The organism is Bacillus sp. FSL R5-0712 (assembly GCF_038593285.1).
GTDB classification, from domain to species: Bacteria; Bacillota; Bacilli; order Bacillales; family Bacillaceae; genus Bacillus; species Bacillus safensis.
Genome location: NZ_CP151981.1, coordinates 3,427,432 through 3,448,545, shown reverse-complemented (window position 1 = coordinate 3,448,545; position 21,114 = coordinate 3,427,432). Strand labels below are relative to the sequence as shown.

At 41.8% G+C, this 21,114-nt stretch carries 26 protein-coding genes; 25 read left to right on the top strand and 1 reads right to left on the bottom strand.

Features of this window, described 5'->3' with window-relative positions:
• Window positions 1–56 precede the first annotated feature (56 nt).
• The 19 genes from NSU11_RS17800 (at window position 57) to NSU11_RS17710 (ending at window position 14,921) form a co-directional block, all read left to right on the top strand.
• Window positions 57–536, top strand: a complete 480-nt coding sequence (locus NSU11_RS17800) for a hypothetical protein (RefSeq protein ID WP_122631700.1) — start codon at window positions 57–59, stop codon at window positions 534–536.
• Between the two features lie 122 nt (window positions 537–658).
• The gene (gene spoIIR, locus NSU11_RS17795; RefSeq protein ID WP_281237594.1) at window positions 659–1,312 is read left to right on the top strand and encodes a stage II sporulation protein R; all 654 of its coding nucleotides are present in this window, start codon (window positions 659–661) and stop codon (window positions 1,310–1,312) included.
• A gap of 63 nt (window positions 1,313–1,375) precedes the next feature.
• Window positions 1,376–1,819: a general stress acyl- n-acyltransferase gene (locus NSU11_RS17790; protein ID WP_044330897.1), complete on the top strand. Its 444-nt coding sequence runs from the start codon at window positions 1,376–1,378 to the stop codon at window positions 1,817–1,819.
• A 161-nt stretch (window positions 1,820–1,980) separates the two neighbouring features.
• Window positions 1,981–3,033: an L-threonylcarbamoyladenylate synthase gene (locus NSU11_RS17785; RefSeq protein WP_149126193.1), complete on the top strand. Its 1,053-nt coding sequence runs from the start codon at window positions 1,981–1,983 to the stop codon at window positions 3,031–3,033.
• A gap of 60 nt (window positions 3,034–3,093) precedes the next feature.
• Window positions 3,094–3,648: a manganese efflux pump gene (locus NSU11_RS17780; RefSeq protein WP_024423735.1), complete on the top strand. Its 555-nt coding sequence runs from the start codon at window positions 3,094–3,096 to the stop codon at window positions 3,646–3,648.
• 63 nt (window positions 3,649–3,711) lie between these two features.
• Entirely contained in the window at window positions 3,712–4,170 is a 459-nt protein-coding gene (locus tag NSU11_RS17775) for a low molecular weight protein arginine phosphatase (protein ID WP_024423734.1), read from the top strand.
• A gap of 133 nt (window positions 4,171–4,303) precedes the next feature.
• A complete protein-coding gene (rpiB, locus tag NSU11_RS17770) occupies window positions 4,304–4,753 on the top strand; it encodes a ribose 5-phosphate isomerase B (RefSeq protein WP_003214714.1) in 450 nt (149 codons plus the stop codon).
• Between the two features lie 12 nt (window positions 4,754–4,765).
• Window positions 4,766–5,305: a TIGR01440 family protein gene (locus tag NSU11_RS17765; protein WP_024423733.1), complete on the top strand. Its 540-nt coding sequence runs from the start codon at window positions 4,766–4,768 to the stop codon at window positions 5,303–5,305.
• A 177-nt stretch (window positions 5,306–5,482) separates the two neighbouring features.
• The gene (gene glyA / locus NSU11_RS17760; protein ID WP_024423732.1) at window positions 5,483–6,730 is read left to right on the top strand and encodes a serine hydroxymethyltransferase; all 1,248 of its coding nucleotides are present in this window, start codon (window positions 5,483–5,485) and stop codon (window positions 6,728–6,730) included.
• Between the two features lie 147 nt (window positions 6,731–6,877).
• Window positions 6,878–7,507: a uracil phosphoribosyltransferase gene (upp, locus tag NSU11_RS17755; RefSeq protein ID WP_003214553.1), complete on the top strand. Its 630-nt coding sequence runs from the start codon at window positions 6,878–6,880 to the stop codon at window positions 7,505–7,507.
• A 497-nt stretch (window positions 7,508–8,004) separates the two neighbouring features.
• Window positions 8,005–8,388, top strand: coding sequence for an ATP synthase subunit I (locus NSU11_RS17750; protein WP_024423731.1), 384 nt, complete (start codon window positions 8,005–8,007; stop codon window positions 8,386–8,388).
• Between the two features lie 7 nt (window positions 8,389–8,395).
• On the top strand, window positions 8,396–9,130 hold the full coding sequence (gene atpB / locus NSU11_RS17745) for a F0F1 ATP synthase subunit A (protein ID WP_024426341.1): 735 nt from the start codon (window positions 8,396–8,398) through the stop codon (window positions 9,128–9,130).
• A gap of 48 nt (window positions 9,131–9,178) precedes the next feature.
• Window positions 9,179–9,391, top strand: coding sequence for a F0F1 ATP synthase subunit C (gene atpE / locus NSU11_RS17740; RefSeq protein ID WP_003214968.1), 213 nt, complete (start codon window positions 9,179–9,181; stop codon window positions 9,389–9,391).
• A 120-nt stretch (window positions 9,392–9,511) separates the two neighbouring features.
• Window positions 9,512–10,033, top strand: a complete 522-nt coding sequence (gene atpF, locus NSU11_RS17735; protein WP_008354935.1) for a F0F1 ATP synthase subunit B — start codon at window positions 9,512–9,514, stop codon at window positions 10,031–10,033.
• On the top strand, window positions 10,030–10,575 hold the full coding sequence (locus NSU11_RS17730) for a F0F1 ATP synthase subunit delta (RefSeq protein WP_024426340.1): 546 nt from the start codon (window positions 10,030–10,032) through the stop codon (window positions 10,573–10,575). The genes atpF and NSU11_RS17730 overlap by 4 nt, the downstream gene beginning before the upstream one ends.
• A gap of 16 nt (window positions 10,576–10,591) precedes the next feature.
• Complete coding sequence (gene atpA, locus NSU11_RS17725; RefSeq protein ID WP_342493701.1) at window positions 10,592–12,100, top strand: F0F1 ATP synthase subunit alpha; 1,509 nt, start codon at window positions 10,592–10,594, stop codon at window positions 12,098–12,100.
• 88 nt (window positions 12,101–12,188) lie between these two features.
• Window positions 12,189–13,055 carry a F0F1 ATP synthase subunit gamma gene (locus tag NSU11_RS17720; protein WP_024423727.1) on the top strand — a complete coding sequence of 289 codons (867 nt, stop codon included), beginning with the start codon at window positions 12,189–12,191 and terminating at the stop codon, window positions 13,053–13,055.
• A gap of 24 nt (window positions 13,056–13,079) precedes the next feature.
• Window positions 13,080–14,501, top strand: a complete 1,422-nt coding sequence (gene atpD / locus NSU11_RS17715) for a F0F1 ATP synthase subunit beta (protein ID WP_024423726.1) — start codon at window positions 13,080–13,082, stop codon at window positions 14,499–14,501.
• Between the two features lie 24 nt (window positions 14,502–14,525).
• A complete protein-coding gene (locus NSU11_RS17710; protein ID WP_003214592.1) occupies window positions 14,526–14,921 on the top strand; it encodes a F0F1 ATP synthase subunit epsilon in 396 nt (131 codons plus the stop codon).
• Between the two features lie 41 nt (window positions 14,922–14,962).
• Here the strand turns inward: NSU11_RS17710 and NSU11_RS17705 are convergent, their stop codons facing one another.
• A complete protein-coding gene (locus NSU11_RS17705) occupies window positions 14,963–15,472 on the bottom strand; it encodes a hypothetical protein (RefSeq protein WP_232624124.1) in 510 nt (169 codons plus the stop codon).
• A 137-nt stretch (window positions 15,473–15,609) separates the two neighbouring features.
• Between NSU11_RS17705 and NSU11_RS17700 the strand changes: the two genes are divergently transcribed.
• The 6 genes from NSU11_RS17700 to NSU11_RS17675 all read left to right on the top strand — a co-directional run bounded on the left by NSU11_RS17700 (window position 15,610) and on the right by NSU11_RS17675 (window position 21,111).
• Window positions 15,610–15,840 carry a DUF1146 family protein gene (locus NSU11_RS17700; protein ID WP_024423724.1) on the top strand — a complete coding sequence of 77 codons (231 nt, stop codon included), beginning with the start codon at window positions 15,610–15,612 and terminating at the stop codon, window positions 15,838–15,840.
• 129 nt (window positions 15,841–15,969) lie between these two features.
• Complete coding sequence (locus NSU11_RS17695; RefSeq protein WP_073978872.1) at window positions 15,970–16,704, top strand: YwmB family TATA-box binding protein; 735 nt, start codon at window positions 15,970–15,972, stop codon at window positions 16,702–16,704.
• 32 nt (window positions 16,705–16,736) lie between these two features.
• Complete coding sequence (murA, locus tag NSU11_RS17690) at window positions 16,737–18,044, top strand: UDP-N-acetylglucosamine 1-carboxyvinyltransferase (protein ID WP_024423722.1); 1,308 nt, start codon at window positions 16,737–16,739, stop codon at window positions 18,042–18,044.
• Between the two features lie 259 nt (window positions 18,045–18,303).
• The gene (spoIID, locus tag NSU11_RS17685) at window positions 18,304–19,329 is read left to right on the top strand and encodes a stage II sporulation protein D (RefSeq protein WP_073207712.1); all 1,026 of its coding nucleotides are present in this window, start codon (window positions 18,304–18,306) and stop codon (window positions 19,327–19,329) included.
• Window positions 19,330–19,651: 322 nt separating this feature from the next.
• Window positions 19,652–20,350, top strand: coding sequence for a VWA domain-containing protein (locus tag NSU11_RS17680; RefSeq protein WP_034622539.1), 699 nt, complete (start codon window positions 19,652–19,654; stop codon window positions 20,348–20,350).
• Window positions 20,351–20,433: 83 nt separating this feature from the next.
• Window positions 20,434–21,111 (top strand): VWA domain-containing protein, encoded by a 678-nt coding sequence (locus NSU11_RS17675; protein WP_024423719.1) that lies wholly within the window; start codon window positions 20,434–20,436, stop codon window positions 21,109–21,111.
• Window positions 21,112–21,114: the final 3 nt, after the last annotated feature.

Below are 21,114 nucleotides of genomic sequence, written 5' to 3'. Positions count from 1 at the left end.
GATTTTTTACATAAATTTGTTTTGAAGGAGCGAATGGTGTGAACAAAAGGTATGCGATGGTGTTGGTCATCGTCAGTGTACTATTGATTGTGAGTGCTTGTGGTAAACCGAGCTTTAAAAAAGAGGCAGCAGCATTTGGAGAAAGCTATAAAAAAGCACAATACACAGTGAATCGAACGGATGACCTATCTGACATGAAAGAGAAGCTGAAGGTTTATTTAACCGAACATGAATATCAAGAATATACACAAGACAGCATGTTCCCGAGCATATTAGAAGCGGCGAAGGATCAAGATTGTCAAATTAAGCTGAAAAAAATTATGTTTTCGCCTTCAGATGAAAGCGATGACAGAATTGAATTTAACTATGAAATGGTGATCCAATTTATCGATCAAAAAGGAAAAGTCAAAAAAGAAATCGAGAAAAAAGGAGCCATGACTGTCATCAAAACAGAATCTGGTTTAAAAATCAGCCGAGATTGGGATGGGAGACTATACCCTTCTGACTACCAATCCTCACTCAAAAGTCGTTCTTAATGAGAACGGCTTTTTTGTTTTGACTCATAATCTATTAAAAAATTCATATTGACTGTTTATGAAATGAGTTTCCTGGACACAATGTTTGTAGCGAAGAGAAAAAGTGGGGGGAACACACAATGTTGAAAAGTAAAACGATGATTTGTCTTTATATGTTTCTATTATTATGCGGTGCTTTTGCAAACCTTGGCAAGGAGGAGACAGCCGCTGCTTCTGCAAATCAGCCTGTTGTCATACCAGATGAAGCGATTCGATTACGCATTTTAGCAAATAGTGATCGTTCAGCGGATCAGGATGTGAAAAGAAGTATTCGTGACGAGGTCAATGCGAATATGACGGAGTGGGTCAAAGACCTCACATCCATTGAAGAAGCAAGACGTGTCATTCGATCAAAGCTGCCAGAAATCAATCGTATTGCTAAAGCGAAATTGAAGGAACAGCACATTGATCAATCCGTATCGGTCAGTTTTCAAAAAGCTTCATTTCCAACAAAGCTCTATGGAAATCTCGTCTATCCTGCTGGGAAATATGAAGCCATTTTAATTACGCTTGGAGAAGGAGACGGTGCCAACTGGTGGTGTGTGTTATTTCCGCCGCTCTGCTTTATCGATTTTTCAAACGGAGAAGCCATCGCCTCACCAGAAGGGGATGATGATAAACAAGTGACAGCGCAGCAAACGAAAGAGTCTGTTAATGAAGTGGTGAAAGAAGAGGAAGAAGAGACAGGTGAAGTGAAGTTCTTTTTGTTCGAATGGGTCTCTAGTCTTTTCTCTTAAAAAAGGTATAAATCGGTTTTTGCCTCATAGAGTTGAAGTAAGAGATCAAAAAGAGGTGAAAGCATGTATTATCAATTAAGAATAGCTACAGAAGAAGATGTCCCGGCGATCAATGCTTTTCTTGAAAAGGGACAAGCAAAAGGCGGAGTAACACTTGCGGAGCGAACGGCATTTGTAGTGATGGAAGATGCGGATGGTCAGCTGGCAGGCTGCTTAGGTCTTGAACAGCTCAATGAACAAGAGGGATTGCTGCGGTCTCTTGTCATATCAGATAAGCTCGGTCAGGGACACATTGTCTCTTTGTTCCAAAGTGTTCAAACGCTCGGTGAAAAAATGGGTGTGGATACTTTTTATGTCGTCGCAAACCATTCCTCTTCCCATGATTTTTTGGCATTAATGGGCTTTACGCCTTTAAAGGAAATTCCAGAAAGCATATGGAGCTCTGCACATGCGAAAGAGACATTGGGGAAAGAACAGGCTGTGGTCCTGCAAAAAAAAGGCAGTTAATCACAAAATGATGGACTTATACACATACTTATCCACTACAAAACAAGCGTTATCCACAAATTGTGGACAACGCTTGTTTTATTGATCATCATCTTTTATACTTTCAAAAGGATAATTGAGATATATCAACAGTTTTATCTTTTTTAAAAGGAGTTTGTAGGATGTTAAATACAAAAAGGTGGTCTGTGGATTTAGAAAAGGATTTATCCACATACTATCCACAAATTAAACAGGCGGCCGATCTGCTGCAGCAAAATGAAGTGGTTGCTTTCCCGACGGAGACCGTTTACGGACTCGGGGCAAATGCGAAAGAGACAGAAGCCGTTATGAAAATTTATGAAGCGAAAGGGCGTCCGAGTGATAATCCGTTGATTGTTCACATTGCGGAGGTTCAGCAGCTTCACGAATTTGCACAAATAGAAAGTGAAAAAGCGAAGGCGCTGATGGATGCCTTTTGGCCGGGCGCCTTAACCATCGTTCTTCCGTGTAAGCCAGGCACTTTATCAAAGCAGGTTACAGCAGGTTTATCCACAGTAGGTGTGAGAATGCCTGATCATCCCATTGCGCTTGAGCTCATCCGAGCAGCTGGTCTGCCAATTGCTGCACCAAGTGCCAATCGTTCGGGAAAACCTTCACCAACACAAGCTGATCATGTAGCGAGTGATCTCGAAGGAAGAATCGCTGGGATTGTGGATGGCGGTTCAACTGGAATTGGCGTTGAGTCAACGGTTGTATCCTGTGTCGGTGAGACCCCAGTGATTTTAAGACCAGGCGGAATTACAAAGGAAGCATTAGAAGAGGTCGTGGGGACGGTGAGTGTGGACCCAGGGCTGACAAAAAAGGACGAAGCGCCTGTATCGCCGGGAATGAAATACACACATTATGCACCTGAAGCCAAGATGTATATCTTTCATGGAAGTGATGAAGACATGCAGCGTCACATACAGAAATACAAAGCTGAAGGGCTAAAAGTCGGAGTGCTGACAACAGAAGAAAAGAAATCGCTGTTTGCGGCAGATGTTGTGTACAGCTGTGGATGGAGAGAAAAACCTGAAACGGTTGCTGCAAACCTTTATCGTGTACTGAGACAATTTGATGAAACAGATGTAGACTTGATCATTTCAGAAGCCTTTTCAGAAGAGGGAGTTGGTTCTGCCATTATGAACCGTCTGCAAAAAGCCGCAGGAGGGCGTACACTCCCTTCGTTCCAATAGTTCTAACCTTTCTTGGACAAACATAGGTTAAAGAAGAATGTGTGTCCAAGGGGGATTTACATGAACGAACTAGCTGGCGAATTGCTGACACTCAGCATTATGGCTTTTGCACTTGGGATGGATGCTTTTTCGGTTGGACTTGGTATGGGAATGATTCAGCTGAGGTTCCGCCAGATCATTTATATTGGACTTGTTATTGGGATATTTCATATGTTTATGCCGCTTTTTGGCATGCTGACAGGTCAGCTCTTATCTGGATGGCTCGGTCTTCTTGCCACCTATATTGGCGGGGCGCTGCTTTTGGTGCTGGGACTGCAAATGATTGTTGCTTCTATCCGCAAAGAGGATAAGCCCTTTATCGCACCTGTTGGGGCTGGTCTTGTTCTTTTTGCGACAAGTGTAAGCCTAGACAGCTTCTCCGTTGGTTTAAGCCTCGGGATTTATGGTTCACAGGTGTGGATGACTATATTATTGTTTGGTTTTTTTAGTATGCTCCTCACATGGCTCGGATTATTACTCGGTAAACAGGTTCGGTCATGGGTGGGTTCATATAGCGGCGCGCTTGGCGGAATCATTTTACTAGCCTTTGGTATCAAATTATTATTTCCGCTCTAGCCAGTCTCCTTACATAACATGTAGAATGAAATGCTATATAATAGAAGAAAAGGAGGGCGAAAGATGAAAATCTTATTTGTTTGTACGGGAAATACATGCAGAAGTCCAATGGCTCAAGCCCTTTTTGCTTCCATTGCAGATGAAAAAGGTTTAGAGGTCACTGTAAAATCAGCGGGCATTTTTGCCTCCGATGAAGGGAAGGCTTCTCCTCAAGCGATCGAAGCATTATTTGAGAAAAGCATTCCACTGAATCACTCATCATCAAAATTGACAGAGGATCTTCTGCGCGAAGCTCATTACGTCTTCACGATGACGATGCAGCATAAACAGTTGATTGCAGAGCAATATGCGCATGCAAAAGGCAAGGTCTTCACTTTAAAGGAATTTGCGACAGGAACAGAAGGCGATGTATCCGATCCGTTTGGAGGAAGTCTTTCTGTTTATCAGGAAACTCGAGATGAACTAGAAGCCTTACTGTATCAGCTCGCTGAGAAGCTGAAAAAAGATCATCATAATAGATAACCTGTAAAACCGTTGCCTCAACGGTTTTTCTGCTATTGTTTGCAAATCACTAGGTAGAGGTTAAAATATAACTGTGAATAAAGAATGAATGTAAGACATAACAGATCAACTCACCCTTAGGAGGAATTGCCCGATGAAAGTAGCCATTGCATCCGATCACGGCGGAACGAATATTCGTGAAGAAATCAAACAACTGATGGATGAATTGAAGATTGAATACATTGATATGGGTTGTGAATGCGGATCAGGTTCTGTAGACTACCCAGATTATGCTTTCCCTGTAGCCAATATGGTGGCAAACGGAGAAGTCGACCGCGGCATTTTAATTTGTGGGACAGGCATCGGCATGAGCATCTCAGCAAATAAAGTAAAAGGAATTCGCTGTGCATTGGCTCATGATACATTTAGTGCGAAAGCAACGAGAGAACATAATGATACGAACGTTCTTGCAATGGGAGAGCGAGTGATTGGACCAGGATTAGCACGTGAGATTGCGCACATTTGGCTGACGACAGAGTTTACAGCAGGACGCCATGCTGTGCGGATTGGCAAAATTGCTGATTACGAAGAAAAGCACCTATAAGGAGCGCTTAACATGAACATTGGTCAAGATTGGCTTGAAATGTTAAAAGAGTTTCATCAAACAGTTGAATTGCGTGCCGGGCAAATCTTAGTCATTGGCTGCAGTACGTCAGAAGTGGCTGGTGAGCATATTGGTACTGCAGGAAGTGAGCAAATTGCTGCCTCTATCTATCAAGAATTGGATCAGTTAAGACGAGAGACCGGGATTGAACTCGCCTTTCAATGCTGTGAACATCTAAATCGTGCCCTTGTTGTTGAAGAAGAAGTGGCTTTCCGTTTTAACCTGGAGATCGTAGCTGCAGTACCTGTCCGTAAAGCGGGTGGTTCGATGGCGGCTCATGCATATCAGCAAATGGAACATCCTGTATTAGTCGAATGCATTGAGGCACATGCTGGAATTGATATCGGCGATACGTTAATTGGGATGCACTTAAAGAGAGTCGCTGTACCTGTCCGCCTCAGTCGTCATCGATTAGGACATGCACATGTGACTTTTGCGAAAACGCGTCCGAAGCTGATTGGCGGAGAACGAGCCGTTTATACAAGATCATAGCTTCGATATATTTCTAATATAATGTTGAATGATGAAGACGCTTTACCACTTGAATATTCGGGTTTTCATAAAAAAGAAGTCGATTTTCCAAAAAAAACTTTTACATTTTACTCAAAAACCGTGTACAATGAGATGGTGAAAACATCGAATGGAAATAGATTGGAGAGGATTTCGCTGATGAAACATTTACCTGAGCAAGACGCACAAGTATTCAAAGCAATTCAACTAGAGCGGAAACGCCAGCAGGACAAAATCGAATTAATTGCATCAGAAAACTTCGTAAGCGAAGCAGTCATGGAAGCACAGGGCTCTGTATTAACAAACAAATACGCTGAGGGCTATCCTGGTAAACGCTACTATGGCGGCTGTGAACATGTAGACGTTGTGGAAGATATCGCACGTGACCGCGCAAAAGAAATTTTTGGCGCTGAGTATGTGAACGTACAGCCTCACTCAGGTGCTCAAGCGAACATGGCCGTATACTTTACAATTCTTGAGCATGGCGATACAGTACTTGGCATGAACTTATCACATGGCGGGCATTTAACACATGGAAGCCCTGTAAACTTTAGTGGTGTACAGTACAACTTTGTAGAATATGGTGTAGATAAAGAAACTCAGCATATCGACTATCAAGATGTACTTGAAAAAGCACGTGAACATAAGCCGAAACTCATCGTTGCGGGTGCAAGTGCATACCCACGCCAAATTGATTTCAAAAAGTTCCGTGAGATTGCTGATGAAGTCGGTGCTTACTTTATGGTCGACATGGCTCACATTGCTGGTCTTGTTGCAGCAGGTCTTCATCCAAATCCAGTTCCTTACGCAGATTTTGTGACAACAACAACTCACAAAACATTACGCGGACCTCGCGGCGGAATGATCCTATGCCGTGAAGAGTTTGGTAAAAAGATCGACAAATCGATCTTCCCTGGTATTCAAGGTGGCCCACTGATGCATGTCATCTCTGCAAAAGCTGTTTCTTTCGGTGAAGTATTGAACGGAGATTTCAAAACATATGCACAAAACGTCATTAATAATGCAAAACAACTAGCTGAAACACTTTTATCTGAAGATATTCAGCTTGTATCTGGCGGAACAGATAACCATCTTGTTCTCATCGACTTGCGTTCTCTTGGCATCACAGGAAAAATTGCAGAAAACGTTCTTGATGAAATCGGTATTACAGTGAACAAAAATGCAATTCCTTATGATCCAGAGAAACCATTTGTCACAAGCGGTGTACGTGTAGGTACAGCAGCAGTAACAAGCCGCGGTTTTGATCAAGAAGCGATGAAAGAAGTCGGTTCCATTATTGCACTTGCGCTAAAACATCATGAAGATGAAGCGAAATTAGAAGAGGCGAAAAAGCGTGTATCTGATCTTACGGCCCGTTTCCCTCTATATAACGAATTAGATTATTAAAAAACAGACCCATTTGCCTATTTTTGGCATGTGGGTTTTTTTTGTAGGATTTGCGAATCATATTGAAAGATGATGTCTTTTTATGTAGAATTGTAGGAAGTGTGCAAAGTTCACCGGAAGATGACAGAAAAGGAGTTGTAGCAAGCAATGGCAAAGGTTTATGTATTTGATCACCCGCTTATTCAGCACAAACTTACATATATTCGTGACGTTCATACAGGAACTAAAGAATTTAGAGAGCTAGTGGATGAAGTCGCAACATTAATGGCATTTGAAATCACAAGAGACTTACCGCTTGAAGAGGTAGATGTAGAAACACCTGTACAAGTAGCGAAATCAAACGTGATCTCAGGGAAGAAACTCGGGGTTGTGCCAATTTTAAGAGCAGGTCTTGGAATGGTAGACGGGATTTTGAAACTCATTCCAGCTGCTAAAGTGGGACATGTCGGTTTATACCGCGATCCGAAAACATTAAAGCCTGTTGAATATTATGTGAAGCTTCCATCAGATGTGGAAGAACGTGAATTTATCGTAGTAGACCCAATGCTTGCAACTGGCGGTTCAGCAGTCGAAGCGTTAAACAGCTTGAAAAAACGCGGTGCGAAAAACATTCGCTTTATGTGTCTGATTGCTGCCCCTGAAGGTGTAGAAGAAATGCAAAAGCATCATCCAGATGTTGATATCTACATTGCAGCATTAGATGAGAAACTAAACGAAAAAGGTTACATCATCCCAGGTCTTGGGGATGCTGGTGACCGTATGTACGGAACGAAATAAGAAAGTCTTAATAAAAGCCCACATGCAAACGTGCATGTGGGCTTTTTGAAATATATGACAAAGGATTGATACCGTTCTTAGAAAAATCAATGTATACTGAACATTGGCTGTTTTTTTCAATGAATGTCACATCTCTCCTAAAGTTTGATGAAATTGTGAACATTTTGTGTGCTCTATCACTATAGAAAAGTTTTTTAACTTTCAACCGATTGACACATCATAGACGCTATTGTATGCTAAACGAGGGTATTATGGTAAGGTTTTCATAGCCTATAGCACTCTACTAATCCTCATTGTGAACCCTTTAATAATCAGGGTTTGTATCAACGAATGAAGCAGCATCCCATAGATCTAAAGATTTCAAGTCTGATTGTGCAATTAGACCGATGGGTGATTGATTTTTTTCGAATAGGACGGCTTATCATCAGCGTCTTCTACGCAGTTTTCATCACCATTTATCACCTTTTTTACAATACTTTTCATCGGGAGTCAGATGAATGAACGATCCAAACGCGATTTTCCGCAGACAGAGTAAATACATGTTCTATCTATTGGCAATTTTTGTGTTTGGCTATGCCATGCCTGGTTTTAAACCATTGTTTCTTGGTTTCATTATCGGCACAATTTTTGCTTTCTTTAATTTATTCCTACTTATACGGAGAATGCACGCTTTTGATCGAGCGGTTAAAAAAGGAAAATCCATTCGTTCAATGGGAAGTACAGCCAGGTGGGCCAACGCGATTCTCGCAGTAGCGATTGCTTGGCGTTACCCTAATGAAGTTCATCTGGCAGGTGTTGTTATAGGATTAATGACAATATATCCTGTCATTATGATAGATTCCTTCATTCAACTTAAACGTTCTACTATGGAAGAGAGGTGAATACTCTTTGGGTCACAGTTCAAAAACTACAGAATTTTTAGGGTTAACGTTCAACTTATCCAATGTTCTCATGATTACGATTGCTAGTATCATCGTTCTTCTCATAGCGGTGCTGACTACTCGTGTTCTGTCTATTCGTCCGACTAAGGCGCAGAACTTCATGGAATGGATCGTTGATTTTGTTCGAAATATCATAGGTAGTTCGATGGACATGAAAACAGGAGCCCCATTTCTAGCGCTTGGCGTTACATTACTCATGTACATATTTGTTTCAAACATGCTTGGACTGCCGTTCTCGATTACGGTCGATCACAACTTGTGGTGGAAATCACCAACTGCTGATCCTGCAATCACAATGACACTAGCAATTATGGTCATGGGACTTACACACTTCTACGGTGTCAAGGCAAAAGGAGTCAAGGAATATACGAAAGACTACTTTAGACCAATTCCACTTTTAGTACCATTGAAACTTATTGAAGAATTTGCAAACACGCTAACACTTGGTTTGCGTCTTTACGGAAATATTTTCGCTGGAGAGATTCTTCTTGGGTTACTTGCAGGACTTGCGACCAATTTCTACACGCAAAATATTGCGCTTGGTATCGTTGGTACATTAGGTGCCATCGTGCCGATGATTGTATGGCAGGCATTCAGTTTGTTTGTCGGAACAATCCAGGCATTTATCTTCACCATGCTGACAATGGTGTACATTTCCCATAAAGTCAGCGACGAACACTAAAAAATTGAGAGTCCAAAAAGGACGTTATTTTAAAGGAGGAGCTTTTTAATGAATTTAATAGCAGCAGCAATTGCAATCGGTTTAGGAGCACTAGGAGCAGGTATTGGTAACGGTCTAATCGTATCTAAAACAGTTGAAGGAATCGCTCGTCAGCCAGAAGCTGGTAGAGAACTAAGAACACTTATGTTCATCGGGGTCGCTTTAGTTGAGGCACTTCCAATTATCGCTGTCGTTATCGCATTCTTGGCATTCTTTGGTTAATATGTGAGAAGCGTTCTAATATGAATTTTAATGGCGAAGATCAGATTAGTTCGAAACTTCGCCATTCCTTTATGTTTTGTTTCTTAACATATTATTTAAAGAAGGGAGTTGCCGTACTAAATGTCTCAGTTACCAGTGGTTTTAGGAGCAGGGGGCTTAAGTTTCAACGCCGGTGATATGTTATTCCAGCTTATCGCTATGCTCATCTTGCTTGCACTTTTAAAGAAATTTGCGCTTAAACCTTTATTAGGTATTATGAAGCAGCGTGAAGATTATATAGGAAATGAAATTTCAAGTGCTGAACAAAAGCACGTTCAAGCTGAAAAGCTTCTTGAAGAACAACGTGTCTTATTGAAAGAAGCACGCGAAGAATCACATACACTCATCGAAAATGCGAAAAAGATTGGTGAGAAACAAAAAGAAGAGATCATTCAAGCAGCACGTCAAGAATCAGAGCGCTTGAAAGAGTCTGCTAGAACTGAAATCGTGAAAGAAAAAGAACAAGCTGTGGCTGCACTGCGTGAGCAGGTTGCATCACTATCTGTGCTGATTGCATCTAAAGTGATTGAAAAAGAACTTGATGAGCAGGCACAAGAGAAATTGATTCAAGAGTACCTTAAAGAGGCAGGCGAAAGCCGATGAGCGTAACTATTGTCTCTAAGCGTTACGCTTCTGCTCTTTTTGACATCGTTCTTGCTTCTTCGGCAGTAGACGAAACTGAAAAAGAGCTGAATGAGATCAAAAAAGTTCTAAAGGCTGATCAAGAACTCAATGACTTCCTTGTTCATCCAAAGATTACAGCAGACAAAAAGAAACAGTTGATTGCTGAAGCTTTCAAAGGTGTTTCTACTTATGTATTGCACACAATGTATTTACTGATTGACCGCGGACGCACGAATATTTTCTCTGAAATGACGTCTGAGTTTGTGAAACTTGCAAACCGTACGAAACAAATAGACGATGCGGTCGTGTATTCAGTGAAACCGCTGAGCGGTGCTGAAATTCAATCTTTATCTGAAGTATTTGCCAAAAAAGCCGGAGTCACATCACTGCGTGTTGAAAATGTGATTGACAAGGATCTAATAGGCGGAGTGAAAATCCGTATCGGAAACCGCATTTATGACGGCAGTGTCAGCGGAAAGCTTTCCCGCATTGAACGTCAGCTTGCAGGCGAAAATCGTTAGAAGGGGTGAAACCTTAGTGAGTATCAAAGCTGAAGAGATTAGCGCGCTGATAAAGCAGCAAATCCAAAACTATCAATCAGAAATTGAAGTAAAAGATGTCGGTACAGTCATTCAAGTAGGGGACGGTATCGCGCGTGTACATGGCCTTGACAACATTATGGCAGGAGAGCTGGTTGAGTTCTCTAACGGTGTAATGGGTATGGCTCAAAACCTTGAGGAGTCTAACGTAGGTATCGTTATTTTAGGACCTTACAAAGATATCCGCGAAGGTGACGACGTAAAACGTACAGGTCGTATCATGGAGGTTCCAGTAGGTGAAGAGTTAATCGGACGTATTGTGAACCCGCTTGGTCAGCCTGTTGATGGACTAGGTCCAATCTTAACAAGCAAAACACGTCCAATCGAAAGTGAAGCACCTGGCGTTATGGATCGTAAATCTGTACATGAGCCGCTTCAAACAGGAATTAAAGCAATTGATGCCTTGATTCCAATCGGCCGCGGACAGCGTGAATTGATCATTGGTGACCGTCAAACAGGTAAAACATCTGTTGCAATCGATACAATTCTAAACCAAAAAGATCAAGACATGGTCTGTATTTATGTAGCTATCGGACAAAAAGAATCTACGGTTCGTGGTGTTGTTGAAACACTTCGTAAGCATGGTGCGCTTGACTACACAATCGTTGTCACAGCTTCTGCATCACAGCCGGCTCCACTTCTTTACCTTGCTCCTTATGCAGGTGTAACGATGGGTGAGGAATTCATGTATAACGGCAAGCACGTACTTGTTGTCTATGATGACCTTTCTAAACAAGCGGCAGCTTACCGTGAGCTTTCATTATTGCTTCGTCGTCCTCCAGGTCGTGAGGCATTCCCTGGTGATGTTTTCTATCTTCACTCTCGTTTATTAGAACGTGCAGCGAAGCTTAGTGACGAAAAGGGTGGCGGTTCTATCACAGCATTGCCTTTCGTAGAAACGCAGGCTGGCGATATCTCTGCATATATCCCAACAAACGTTATTTCCATCACAGATGGACAGATTTTCTTACAATCTGACCTCTTCTTCTCAGGCGTACGTCCAGCGGTAAACGCAGGATTGTCTGTATCCCGTGTAGGTGGTTCTGCACAAATCAAAGCGATGAAAAAGGTAGCAGGTACACTTCGTCTGGATCTTGCTTCTTATCGTGAGCTTGAAGCATTCGCTCAGTTTGGATCTGATCTAGACCAAGCCACTCAAGCGAAATTAAACCGTGGTGCAAGAACAGTGGAAGTCTTAAAACAAGACTTGAACAAACCGCTTAAAGTTGAAAAACAGGTAGCGATTCTTTACGCACTAACAAGAGGATACTTAGACGATGTAGCCATTGCTGATGTTAAACGTTTTGAAGCTGAGTTATTCTTGTACATTGAAGAAAACCATAAAGGCTTGTTTGACACAATCTCTCAAACAGGAAATATGCCTGCTGATGAAGAGTGGAAGACAGCAATCGAAGGCTTTAAACGTACGTTTGCACCAAGCAACTAATTAGTAATCTTTCCGAGAGAAAAAGATTCTCTTTTTCTCTCTTTTCACGTAAATGAACACGGATTCCTGAAAAAAGGTGGTGAAATCTTTGGCCTCATTACGCGATATAAAGTCAAGGATCACGTCAACGAAAAAATCGAGTCAGATCACAAAAGCGATGCAAATGGTATCAGCTGCGAAACTGAATCGTGCTGAAAACAATGCGAAGTCTTTTGTTCCTTACATGGAGAAAATCCAGGAAGTGGTTGCTGCAATCGCAACTGGAACAAGTGCTAAGCACCCAATGCTTCTTTCAAGACCTGTCAAAAAAACAGGGTATCTCGTTATTACATCTGATCGAGGGCTTGCAGGACCTTTTAACAGCTCGATTTTGCGTGCCGCTTACCAAACCATTCAATCTCGTCATCAATCCGCTGATGAATATGCGGTGATTGTTATTGGTAAAATCGGACGCGACTTCTTCAAAAAGCGTGGTATTCCAGTTATTTCTGAAGTAACAGGGCTTGGAGACGAAGTTGCGTTTGCTGATATTAAAGAATTAGCAAGCAGTACCGTTCAAATGTTCTCTGATGAAGCGTTTGATGAACTTTACATGTTCTACAACCACTTTGTCAGTGCGATTTCACAAGAAGTAACAGAGAAGAAATTATTGCCGCTAACGGACCTTTCGGCCGCAGCGACACCAAATAAACGTTCCGCATCTTATGAGTTTGAGCCTTCTGAAGAAGAGATTCTTGAAGTTCTCCTTCCTCAATATGCAGAGAGTTTGATTTTCGGTGCGCTTCTTGACAGCAAAGCAAGTGAACATGCTGCAAGAATGACAGCAATGAAGAGTGCAACAGACAACGCAAAAGAATTGATCGACAGCCTGACACTCTCTTACAACCGTGCTCGTCAAGCAGCGATTACACAAGAGATTACAGAAATTGTCGGCGGAGCAGCTGCCTTAGAATAGAAATAATTGTCAGGAGGGAATGCAATGAAAACAGGACGCATCAGTCAGATCATGGGACCAGTCGTAGACGTTCGTTTTGAAGACGGTCACTTGCCTGAGATTTATAATGCGATCAAAGTTTCGCATAAAGCGGAAAGCGAAAGTGAAGTTGATATCGACTTAACTTTAGAAGTAGCACTACATTTAGGTGACGATACAGTGAGAACCATCGCAATGGCATCAACAGACGGTGTGAAGCGCGGTATGGAAGCTGTAGACCTTGGAAAACCAATTTCAGTACCAGTTGGTAACGTAACACTTGGACGTGTATTCAACGTACTGGGAGATAACATTGACTTAGATGAGCCACTTGGTGTGGAAGCTCAAAGAGATCCAATCCACAGACAAGCGCCTTCTTTTGATCAACTTTCTACAGAAGTTGAAATTCTTGAAACAGGTATCAAAGTTGTTGACCTGCTTGCTCCTTACATCAAAGGTGGAAAGATCGGTCTATTCGGTGGAGCTGGTGTAGGTAAAACCGTTCTGATTCAAGAATTGATCAACAACATCGCACAAGAACACGGCGGTATTTCTGTATTCGCTGGTGTTGGAGAGCGTACACGTGAAGGAAACGACCTTTACTACGAAATGAAAGATTCTGGCGTTATCGAAAAAACAGCCATGGTCTTCGGTCAAATGAACGAGCCACCAGGTGCACGTATGCGTGTTGCCCTAACTGGTTTGACAATGGCAGAGCATTTCCGTGATGAACAAGGTCAAGACGTATTGTTCTTCATCGATAATATCTATCGCTTTACACAAGCAGGTTCTGAAGTATCAGCCCTTCTTGGACGTATGCCTTCAGCGGTAGGTTATCAGCCGACACTTGCAACAGAAATGGGTCAGCTGCAAGAGCGTATCACGTCTACAAACGTAGGATCGGTTACATCGATTCAAGCGATCTATGTACCTGCGGATGACTATACAGATCCAGCTCCTGCAACGACGTTCGCTCACCTTGATGCAACGACAAACCTTGAGCGTAAGCTGACTGAAATGGGTATTTACCCAGCGGTTGATCCTCTTGCTTCAACATCTCGTGCACTTGCACCTGAGATCGTTGGCGAAGAGCATTATGCGATTGCGCGTGAAGTGCAGCAAACATTGCAGCGTTATAAAGAGCTTCAAGATATTATTGCCATTTTAGGTATGGATGAATTATCTGAGGACGATAAGCTTGTGGTACACAGAGCGCGTCGTATTCAATTCTTCCTATCTCAAAACTTCCACGTAGCAGAGCAGTTCACTGGCCAAAAGGGTTCTTATGTGCCATTGAAAGAAACTGTTAAAGGCTTCAAGGAAATCTTGTCTGGTAAATACGATCACCTTCCAGAAGATGCATTCCGCCTAGTTGGACGCATTGAAGAAGTGATTGAAAAAGCCAAAGAGATGGGTGTAGAGGCCTAATCTGGTCCTTAGGAGGGTAAAAGCATGAAGACCGTTCAAGTCAATATCGTTACTCCCGACGGCCCAGTGTATCAAGCGGATGTGGAAATGGTCAGTGTAAGAGCAGAAAGCGGTGAGCTTGGTATTTTAGCTGGCCACGTTCCAATGGTTGCTCCGCTAAAAATCGGTGCAGTTCGCTTAAAACATAGTGGATCAACTGAATTGGTTGCAGTAAGTGGCGGATTTGTTGAAGTCCGCCCTGAACAAGTAACAATTCTGGCTCAGGCCGCTGAAACATCAGACAAAGTTGATGTCGATCGTGCTAAATCAGCGAAACAGCGTGCTGAAGAGCATTTGAACCACCCGAATGAAAGTGATGTACGCCGGGCGGAACTCGCATTAAAACGGGCGTTAAACCGTTTAAATGTAGCAGGGAAATAAAACAGAAAAACCTTCTTATCACAATGATAAGAAGGTTTTTTTTAGGATGACATGAGAGATTGATACATCGACACATAAGGATGAGATGCTTGCTTTTCTAGATATAAGTTCTCGCAAAATTGCGTACTGCAATGCCATGTTTTATTGTTTCTGCGTAAACCAAGCGTATATTTGTGCGGAGAGTCCATATAAGGCCGCACCACCCAGTCAGCATCTGAATGATGACGGATGACAACCTCTCCTAAATACACACTCATCATCGCTTCTAATGCATCTATTGGCATTTTCCACTCAGCGAACAGCTGCTTGGTCAATGCATCAAAGTATAGTGATTCTAACTGATACAGGCTTTCCTCAGAGTAATCCAAAGAAATGTTATGAAAATGACACAATTGTGCTAATTCTTCTAGCTGTGTCTGTCTATAATCAAAGTAGAAAGCAATGGCCTCCCATTCATGATCAAATGAGGGAACCAATTCTCCGTACAAATCAACAAAGTCAGGAAAAGAATCTTTCAATGTGTTCAGCTCCTTCCACACGCAGTATATCATCTCCTTGGCATCAGGATAAGAGGGGATTTACACTAAATGTAGCTCTTTTTTCCAAATGATTCATCTTTCCGATTTTCGAGGATATAATGAAAGGGAGTTTTCCTTTACAGAAATAAATAAAAGGAGGATTCAACTGTATGGAAGACGTAGGACAACAAGCAATCGTGGGCATTGTGATCCACCTATTTTTTATCGCGGTTACATGGTGGGCACTGCTTGCTGTAAATATTGATCCACTCATTAAAAAAGGGAAAATCGTTCAAGCAAGGCTGCTGATGATGCTCATTACCATTGCTATCGCATCTGCGGTCAGCAATTTCTTCCTTGATTACTTAAATTTCTCGAGACAAATTCCTTATATGTTCTAACATAAAAGGTTTGGTCACGGCCTTCTGCGGGAACGTAAAAGGAAGGGTCAAAAGGCTTGCCTTTTGTTGACTTTTCCACGTATGCATTGCCCTCCTTGCGGCAACACTTGTAGCAAGGGGGAATGACAAGTGAGAAAGTATTTGAAAGGTTGGCCATTATTTGCGTTTATTCTTTTTTTTGTTCTGATGATTCAAGGTGTTCGTGCGGAAGAATCTTCCCCGCTCGCTCAAATAGCAGAAGGTCTAAAAAACCAGCAAATCGAAGTCGATGGGTGGACCCTTCATGCCAAAACAAATGTAGATATTTCATCCGAACAATTTTCAAAAAAAGTGAAACGTTTGAAAGACGAACTACGACAGTATGAGTGGACCGAAAAAAAAGAACAACATGTCACCAAAGTCACAGGAATTTACAAAGATGAAAAAAATGATACAGAATCGAAAATTTTACTCGTGAAGACCGACACAAAATCAAATCAAAAGTCGTATTTATTATATGAGCAAAAAGGTGCTCGCCCACTGAATACCTGGGAGCATACATATGATCAGTTCGTACGTCATGCAAAAAGCATATTACAAGAGAAAATTGTAATTTTTACTTGTCTCGATGGTCATGTAAATGGTATGATGGATGTTGTTTTGCAAAAAAAAGCTGAAACGTTAGCAAATGAATTTCAAGCAAAACCAGTTGAGTATCTCGTTGAGTCTAATTTTGTGTCGCTTTCCGCTTACACAGATAAGTGGGAACAGTTCATTATGACTTCAAATGATAAAATGAATGTTCAAATTGCCATCAGAAGTTCGGAAATGAACGAAAATCATACGATTACGGTTGGCACACCAATCGTAACGACTGAATATTAATATAGAGAATTTGGGACGCGGAGGGGAAGACCTTGGAAAAAATCATCGTCCGCGGCGGTCAAAAGTTAAACGGCACAGTTAAAGTAGAAGGCGCAAAAAATGCCGTTTTACCAGTTATCGCTGCATCTTTGTTAGCAAGTACAGAAAAAAGCGTAATTTGTGATGTACCTACGCTCTCCGATGTATATACAATCAATGAAGTGTTACGTCATTTAGGAGCAGAAGTACATTTTGAAAATAACGAAGTATCAGTTGATGCATCTCATGCACTAGAAACTGAGGCTCCGTTTGAGTATGTCCGTAAAATGCGAGCATCCGTGCTTGTCATGGGACCACTTTTAGCAAGAACAGGTCATGCAAGAGTTGCATTACCTGGAGGCTGTGCGATTGGTTCAAGACCAATTGATCAGCATTTAAAAGGCTTTGAAGCAATGGGTGCTAAAATTCAAGTAGGTAATGGTTTCATCGAGGCTGAAGTAAAAGGCCGTTTAAAAGGTGCAAAAATCTATTTGGATTTCCCAAGTGTAGGGGCAACTGAAAACATCATCATGGCAGCAGCATTAGCTGAAGGAACGACGATTTTAGAAAACGTAGCAAAAGAACCTGAAATTGTTGATTTAGCAAACTACATCAATGCCATGGGCGGTAAGGTTCGCGGTGCTGGTACTGGTACAATCAAAATCGAAGGTGTGGAAACACTTCACGGTGCAAAACACAACATCATCCCTGACAGAATTGAAGCAGGTACTTTCATGGTGGCAGCAGCCATTACAGAAGGAAATGTTCTTGTAAAAGGCGCAGTGCCAGAGCACATGACATCACTTGTTGCAAAAATGGAAGAAATGGGTATTCAGATCATTGAAGAAGAAGAAGGTTTAAGAGTCATTGGACCATCTGAGCTCAAGCCAATCGATCTAAAAACAATGCCGCATCCTGGGTTCCCAACGGATATGCAATCTCAGATGATGGCGCTATTGCTTCGTGCGAACGGAACAAGCATGATCACAGAAACGGTGTTTGAAAACCGCTTTATGCATGCTGAAGAATTCCGCCGCATGAATGGCGATATTAAAATTGAGGGTCGCTCTGTCATTATCAATGGGCCGGTTCAACTTCAAGGTGCTGAAGTGGCAGCGACTGATTTAAGAGCAGGAGCAGCACTTGTACTTGCTGGATTAGTGGCAGAAGGTCATACACGTGTCACTGAGTTGAAGCATATTGACCGTGGTTATGTGAACTTCCACCAAAAGCTTGCAGCAATCGGTGCAGATATTGAAAGAGTAAACGATGAATCGGCAGATGTGACACAAGAACAAGTTGTATCAGATCTGAACGCGTAATCATGAAAGAAATCAGTGTGTCCATTGGGGCATGCTGATTTTTTATTAGAATCATAGAATGCCTCATTTCACGAAGCTTATCATTAGTGTATCCAACCATCTTAAATTTTATTCATACAGACGAACAGTAAAATCCATTCTAAGAACAGGCCCATACCTTTCATAAAAGACTTGTCCACTAAATGAAAGAAGCTGTCATATTAGCTTGTCCCTGCCCATAGGATAAAAGAGATTCAATGACAAATGGGGGCAGCCAAATATGAAACCAATGATATGGACAATCGCAGGAATATGCATCATTATTTTAATGATTCCAACATTACTTGTGTTGCCGACGTTCCAAGGGAAACCGGCGGCAAGCCAGCACGTAGCAGCAGAACCATCAGTTAAAAAAGAAGTGAAGGGTTCAGTCAAATTGAAGCAATCGCCCGTCGCTATCCCCGTCTATCGCTCAGCTCATCAGCAGGTAGAAAACATCCCCTTAGAAGAGTATGTGATCGGTGTCGTAGCATCTGAAATGCCAGCTGATTTTGAAATGGAAGCACTCAAGGCACAGGCGCTCGCAGCAAGAACGTATATCGTCAGACAAATGATCAGTGATAAGACTGTCAAATCACCTAAGGGCTCTCTTGTAGATGATACCCAAATGTTCCAAGTTTACAAAAACAAACAGGAACTCAAGAAAATTTGGGGGAAAGCGTACAATTGGAAATTAAAAAAGGTCACGGAAGCTGTCGCCAGCACACAAGGAAAAGTGCTGACTTATGACGAGAAACCAATTGATGCTTCATTCTTTTCAACAAGTAACGGAAAAACGGAAAATGCCGAAGCCTATTGGAAAAACGAAATCCCTTATTTGAAAAGTGTCTCAAGTAAATGGGACGAAAAATCGCCAAAATTTCAAAATAAGAAAACCATCTCAGTCAGTGAATTTCAGCAAAAATTAGGTGTGACGCTCACTCAGCAGGCTCAGGTCGGACAGATTGTAGAACGGACACCAGGAAACCAAGTAGCGAAAGCCGTGATCAACGGTAAAACACTGTCAGGCCGAGACATTCGGGAATCACTAGGCCTTCATTCAGCGGACTTCACATGGGAACGCCAAGGCCAGCAGATTGTCATTACAACAAAAGGATATGGTCATGGTGTAGGCATGAGTCAATATGGTGCACATTATATGGCGCAGTCAGGCAAGAAAGTAGATGCCATCGTGAAACATTATTATAAAGGAATTCAAATCGAATCAGCCGATCGTTTTCTCAACACGTATATGGCTAAAAAATAAATCAACAGTGCCTCAGAAATGAGGCATTTTTTTGTGTGTTCAAAGAGATTTGAACAGAATGTGTCAAATCGCGACTTAAGACGCAGGTCAGGAAAACTTAAACATTTACGTCCCGATAAGAACCGATGGCCGATACAAAGTCCCTCGAAAGACAGAGAAAACGAGAGGATAATGGGTGTGTTAGGTGAAAATATCTAGACATCTGACAGAATTTTAGTGATTTTGATGAAAGAGAAAAAGGGACCGAGTCCTATACCATTCCAAGACAGAATAATTTACGATTAAGGTGTTTCAATTAAATACATAAGGAGGAAGGAAAATTATGTTGAAAAAAGTATTCTCACTCGTAACCTTAGCTGTATTGACATTATCTATGTCAATCTCTTCACCAGTATTTGCAGAAGCATCTACAGTTAAAAAACATAACAAAGATGTAAGAGTGACAATCTTGCTTGATGCAAGCGGAAGTATGGCAAGAAAAGTAGAGGGAGAGCGCAAATTTGATCTCGCTAAACAAGAGGTATTTAAATTTGCTCAGTCACTTCCAAAAGACGCTAAAATTCGTATGAGCTTGTTTGGTTCTGAAGGAAACAACAAAAATTCAGGTAAAGCTCAATCATGTGAAGTCATTAGAGGCGTCTACGGCGTACAGCCTTATGAAAAAGACAGCTTTGAGAACTCTTTAAACGGACTTGGGCCAACTGGCTGGACACCGATTGCACGTGCACTTGAAAATGCAAAGCAAGCGGATGAGCAGCTTACTGAGGGAACAAAGCATATTGTGTACTTAATCACTGATGGTGAAGAAACTTGTGGCGGAGATCCAGTAAAAGTAGCAAAAGAATTGCATAACTCAAAAGGATCAACTGTTGTAAATGTGATCGGGTTAGACTTTAACGATGGCTATGAAGGTCAATTGAAGCAAGTAGCCAAAGCTGGTAAAGGCCATTACTACCAAGCAAGCACAGGTAAAGAAATGGGATCTATCTTTTCAGCAGAATCATTAAAACTACACGAATAACTTGCTGAACAAAAGGGAAACGATTGATTCATGCTTTCGTTTCTCTTTTTCTGTACAAAAGTAAAAAAGGGAGGTCTTTATTGATGAAAAGAAATATCGTATTAACCATTTTGGCTAGCCTTGTCCTGCTTCTTTCTTCACCAGCTCATGCTGTAACAAAACAGGAGCCGCCTGCTCATGTGGTGATATTACTCGATTTAAGCGGCAGCATGGCACAGTCAGTTGAAGGTGAAAAGAAAATTGAAATCGCCAAACGGTCTATTCAAAGCTTTGCGAGTATTTTATCAGAAGATACACAAGTTCTGCTTCGAGTGTTTGGTCATGAAGGAACCAATAAAAATGCAGGGAAAGCCGTTTCTTGTTCAAGCTCTGAAGCCGTTTACGGATTTGGATCATATGAGCCATCAACATTTCAACAAGCACTGAATGTGTATAAGCCAACTGGCTGGACACCACTTGCAAAAGCATTAACGGATACGAAACAAGATTTTGAAGATCACCAAGCTGAAGGGAAAAATATTGTCTATGTTGTCAGTGATGGTGAAGAAACTTGTGGTGGAAGCCCTTCACAAGCAGCAAAGGAATTACATGAAGACGGAATAGATACAATCGTCAATATCATTGGCTTCGATGTGAATGAAAAGGAAGCAAAAAGTCTTAAATCTGTTGCAAAAGCGGGTGGAGGACAATATCAACCGGCTGCAAATGCCGAAGAATTGAACCATATTCTTCAACAGGAAGCGAGCGCTTTTGGTCGGTAGAGA

Bases quoted from the DNA above. Each gene is read 5' to 3' on its own strand.
- NSU11_RS17800 (WP_122631700.1), top strand. From the start codon at position 57: ATGGTGTTGGTCATCGTCAGTGTACTATTGATTGTGAGTGCTTGTGGT.
- NSU11_RS17790 (WP_044330897.1), top strand. From the start codon at position 1,376: ATGTATTATCAATTAAGAATAGCTACAGAAGAAGATGTCCCGGCGATC.
- NSU11_RS17785 (WP_149126193.1), top strand. From the start codon at position 1,981: ATGTTAAATACAAAAAGGTGGTCTGTGGATTTAGAAAAGGATTTATCC.
- NSU11_RS17780 (WP_024423735.1), top strand. From the start codon at position 3,094: ATGAACGAACTAGCTGGCGAATTGCTGACACTCAGCATTATGGCTTTT.
- NSU11_RS17775 (WP_024423734.1), top strand. From the start codon at position 3,712: ATGAAAATCTTATTTGTTTGTACGGGAAATACATGCAGAAGTCCAATG.
- rpiB (WP_003214714.1), top strand. From the start codon at position 4,304: ATGAAAGTAGCCATTGCATCCGATCACGGCGGAACGAATATTCGTGAA.
- NSU11_RS17765 (WP_024423733.1), top strand. From the start codon at position 4,766: ATGAACATTGGTCAAGATTGGCTTGAAATGTTAAAAGAGTTTCATCAA.
- glyA (WP_024423732.1), top strand. From the start codon at position 5,483: ATGAAACATTTACCTGAGCAAGACGCACAAGTATTCAAAGCAATTCAA.
- upp (WP_003214553.1), top strand. From the start codon at position 6,878: ATGGCAAAGGTTTATGTATTTGATCACCCGCTTATTCAGCACAAACTT.
- NSU11_RS17750 (WP_024423731.1), top strand. From the start codon at position 8,005: ATGAACGATCCAAACGCGATTTTCCGCAGACAGAGTAAATACATGTTC.
- atpE (WP_003214968.1), top strand. From the start codon at position 9,179: ATGAATTTAATAGCAGCAGCAATTGCAATCGGTTTAGGAGCACTAGGA.
- atpF (WP_008354935.1), top strand. From the start codon at position 9,512: ATGTCTCAGTTACCAGTGGTTTTAGGAGCAGGGGGCTTAAGTTTCAAC.
- NSU11_RS17730 (WP_024426340.1), top strand. From the start codon at position 10,030: ATGAGCGTAACTATTGTCTCTAAGCGTTACGCTTCTGCTCTTTTTGAC.
- atpD (WP_024423726.1), top strand. From the start codon at position 13,080: ATGAAAACAGGACGCATCAGTCAGATCATGGGACCAGTCGTAGACGTT.
- NSU11_RS17710 (WP_003214592.1), top strand. From the start codon at position 14,526: ATGAAGACCGTTCAAGTCAATATCGTTACTCCCGACGGCCCAGTGTAT.
- NSU11_RS17705 (WP_232624124.1), bottom strand. From the start codon at position 15,472: ATGATATACTGCGTGTGGAAGGAGCTGAACACATTGAAAGATTCTTTT.
- NSU11_RS17700 (WP_024423724.1), top strand. From the start codon at position 15,610: ATGGAAGACGTAGGACAACAAGCAATCGTGGGCATTGTGATCCACCTA.
- spoIID (WP_073207712.1), top strand. From the start codon at position 18,304: ATGAAACCAATGATATGGACAATCGCAGGAATATGCATCATTATTTTA.
- NSU11_RS17680 (WP_034622539.1), top strand. From the start codon at position 19,652: ATGTTGAAAAAAGTATTCTCACTCGTAACCTTAGCTGTATTGACATTA.
- NSU11_RS17675 (WP_024423719.1), top strand. From the start codon at position 20,434: ATGAAAAGAAATATCGTATTAACCATTTTGGCTAGCCTTGTCCTGCTT.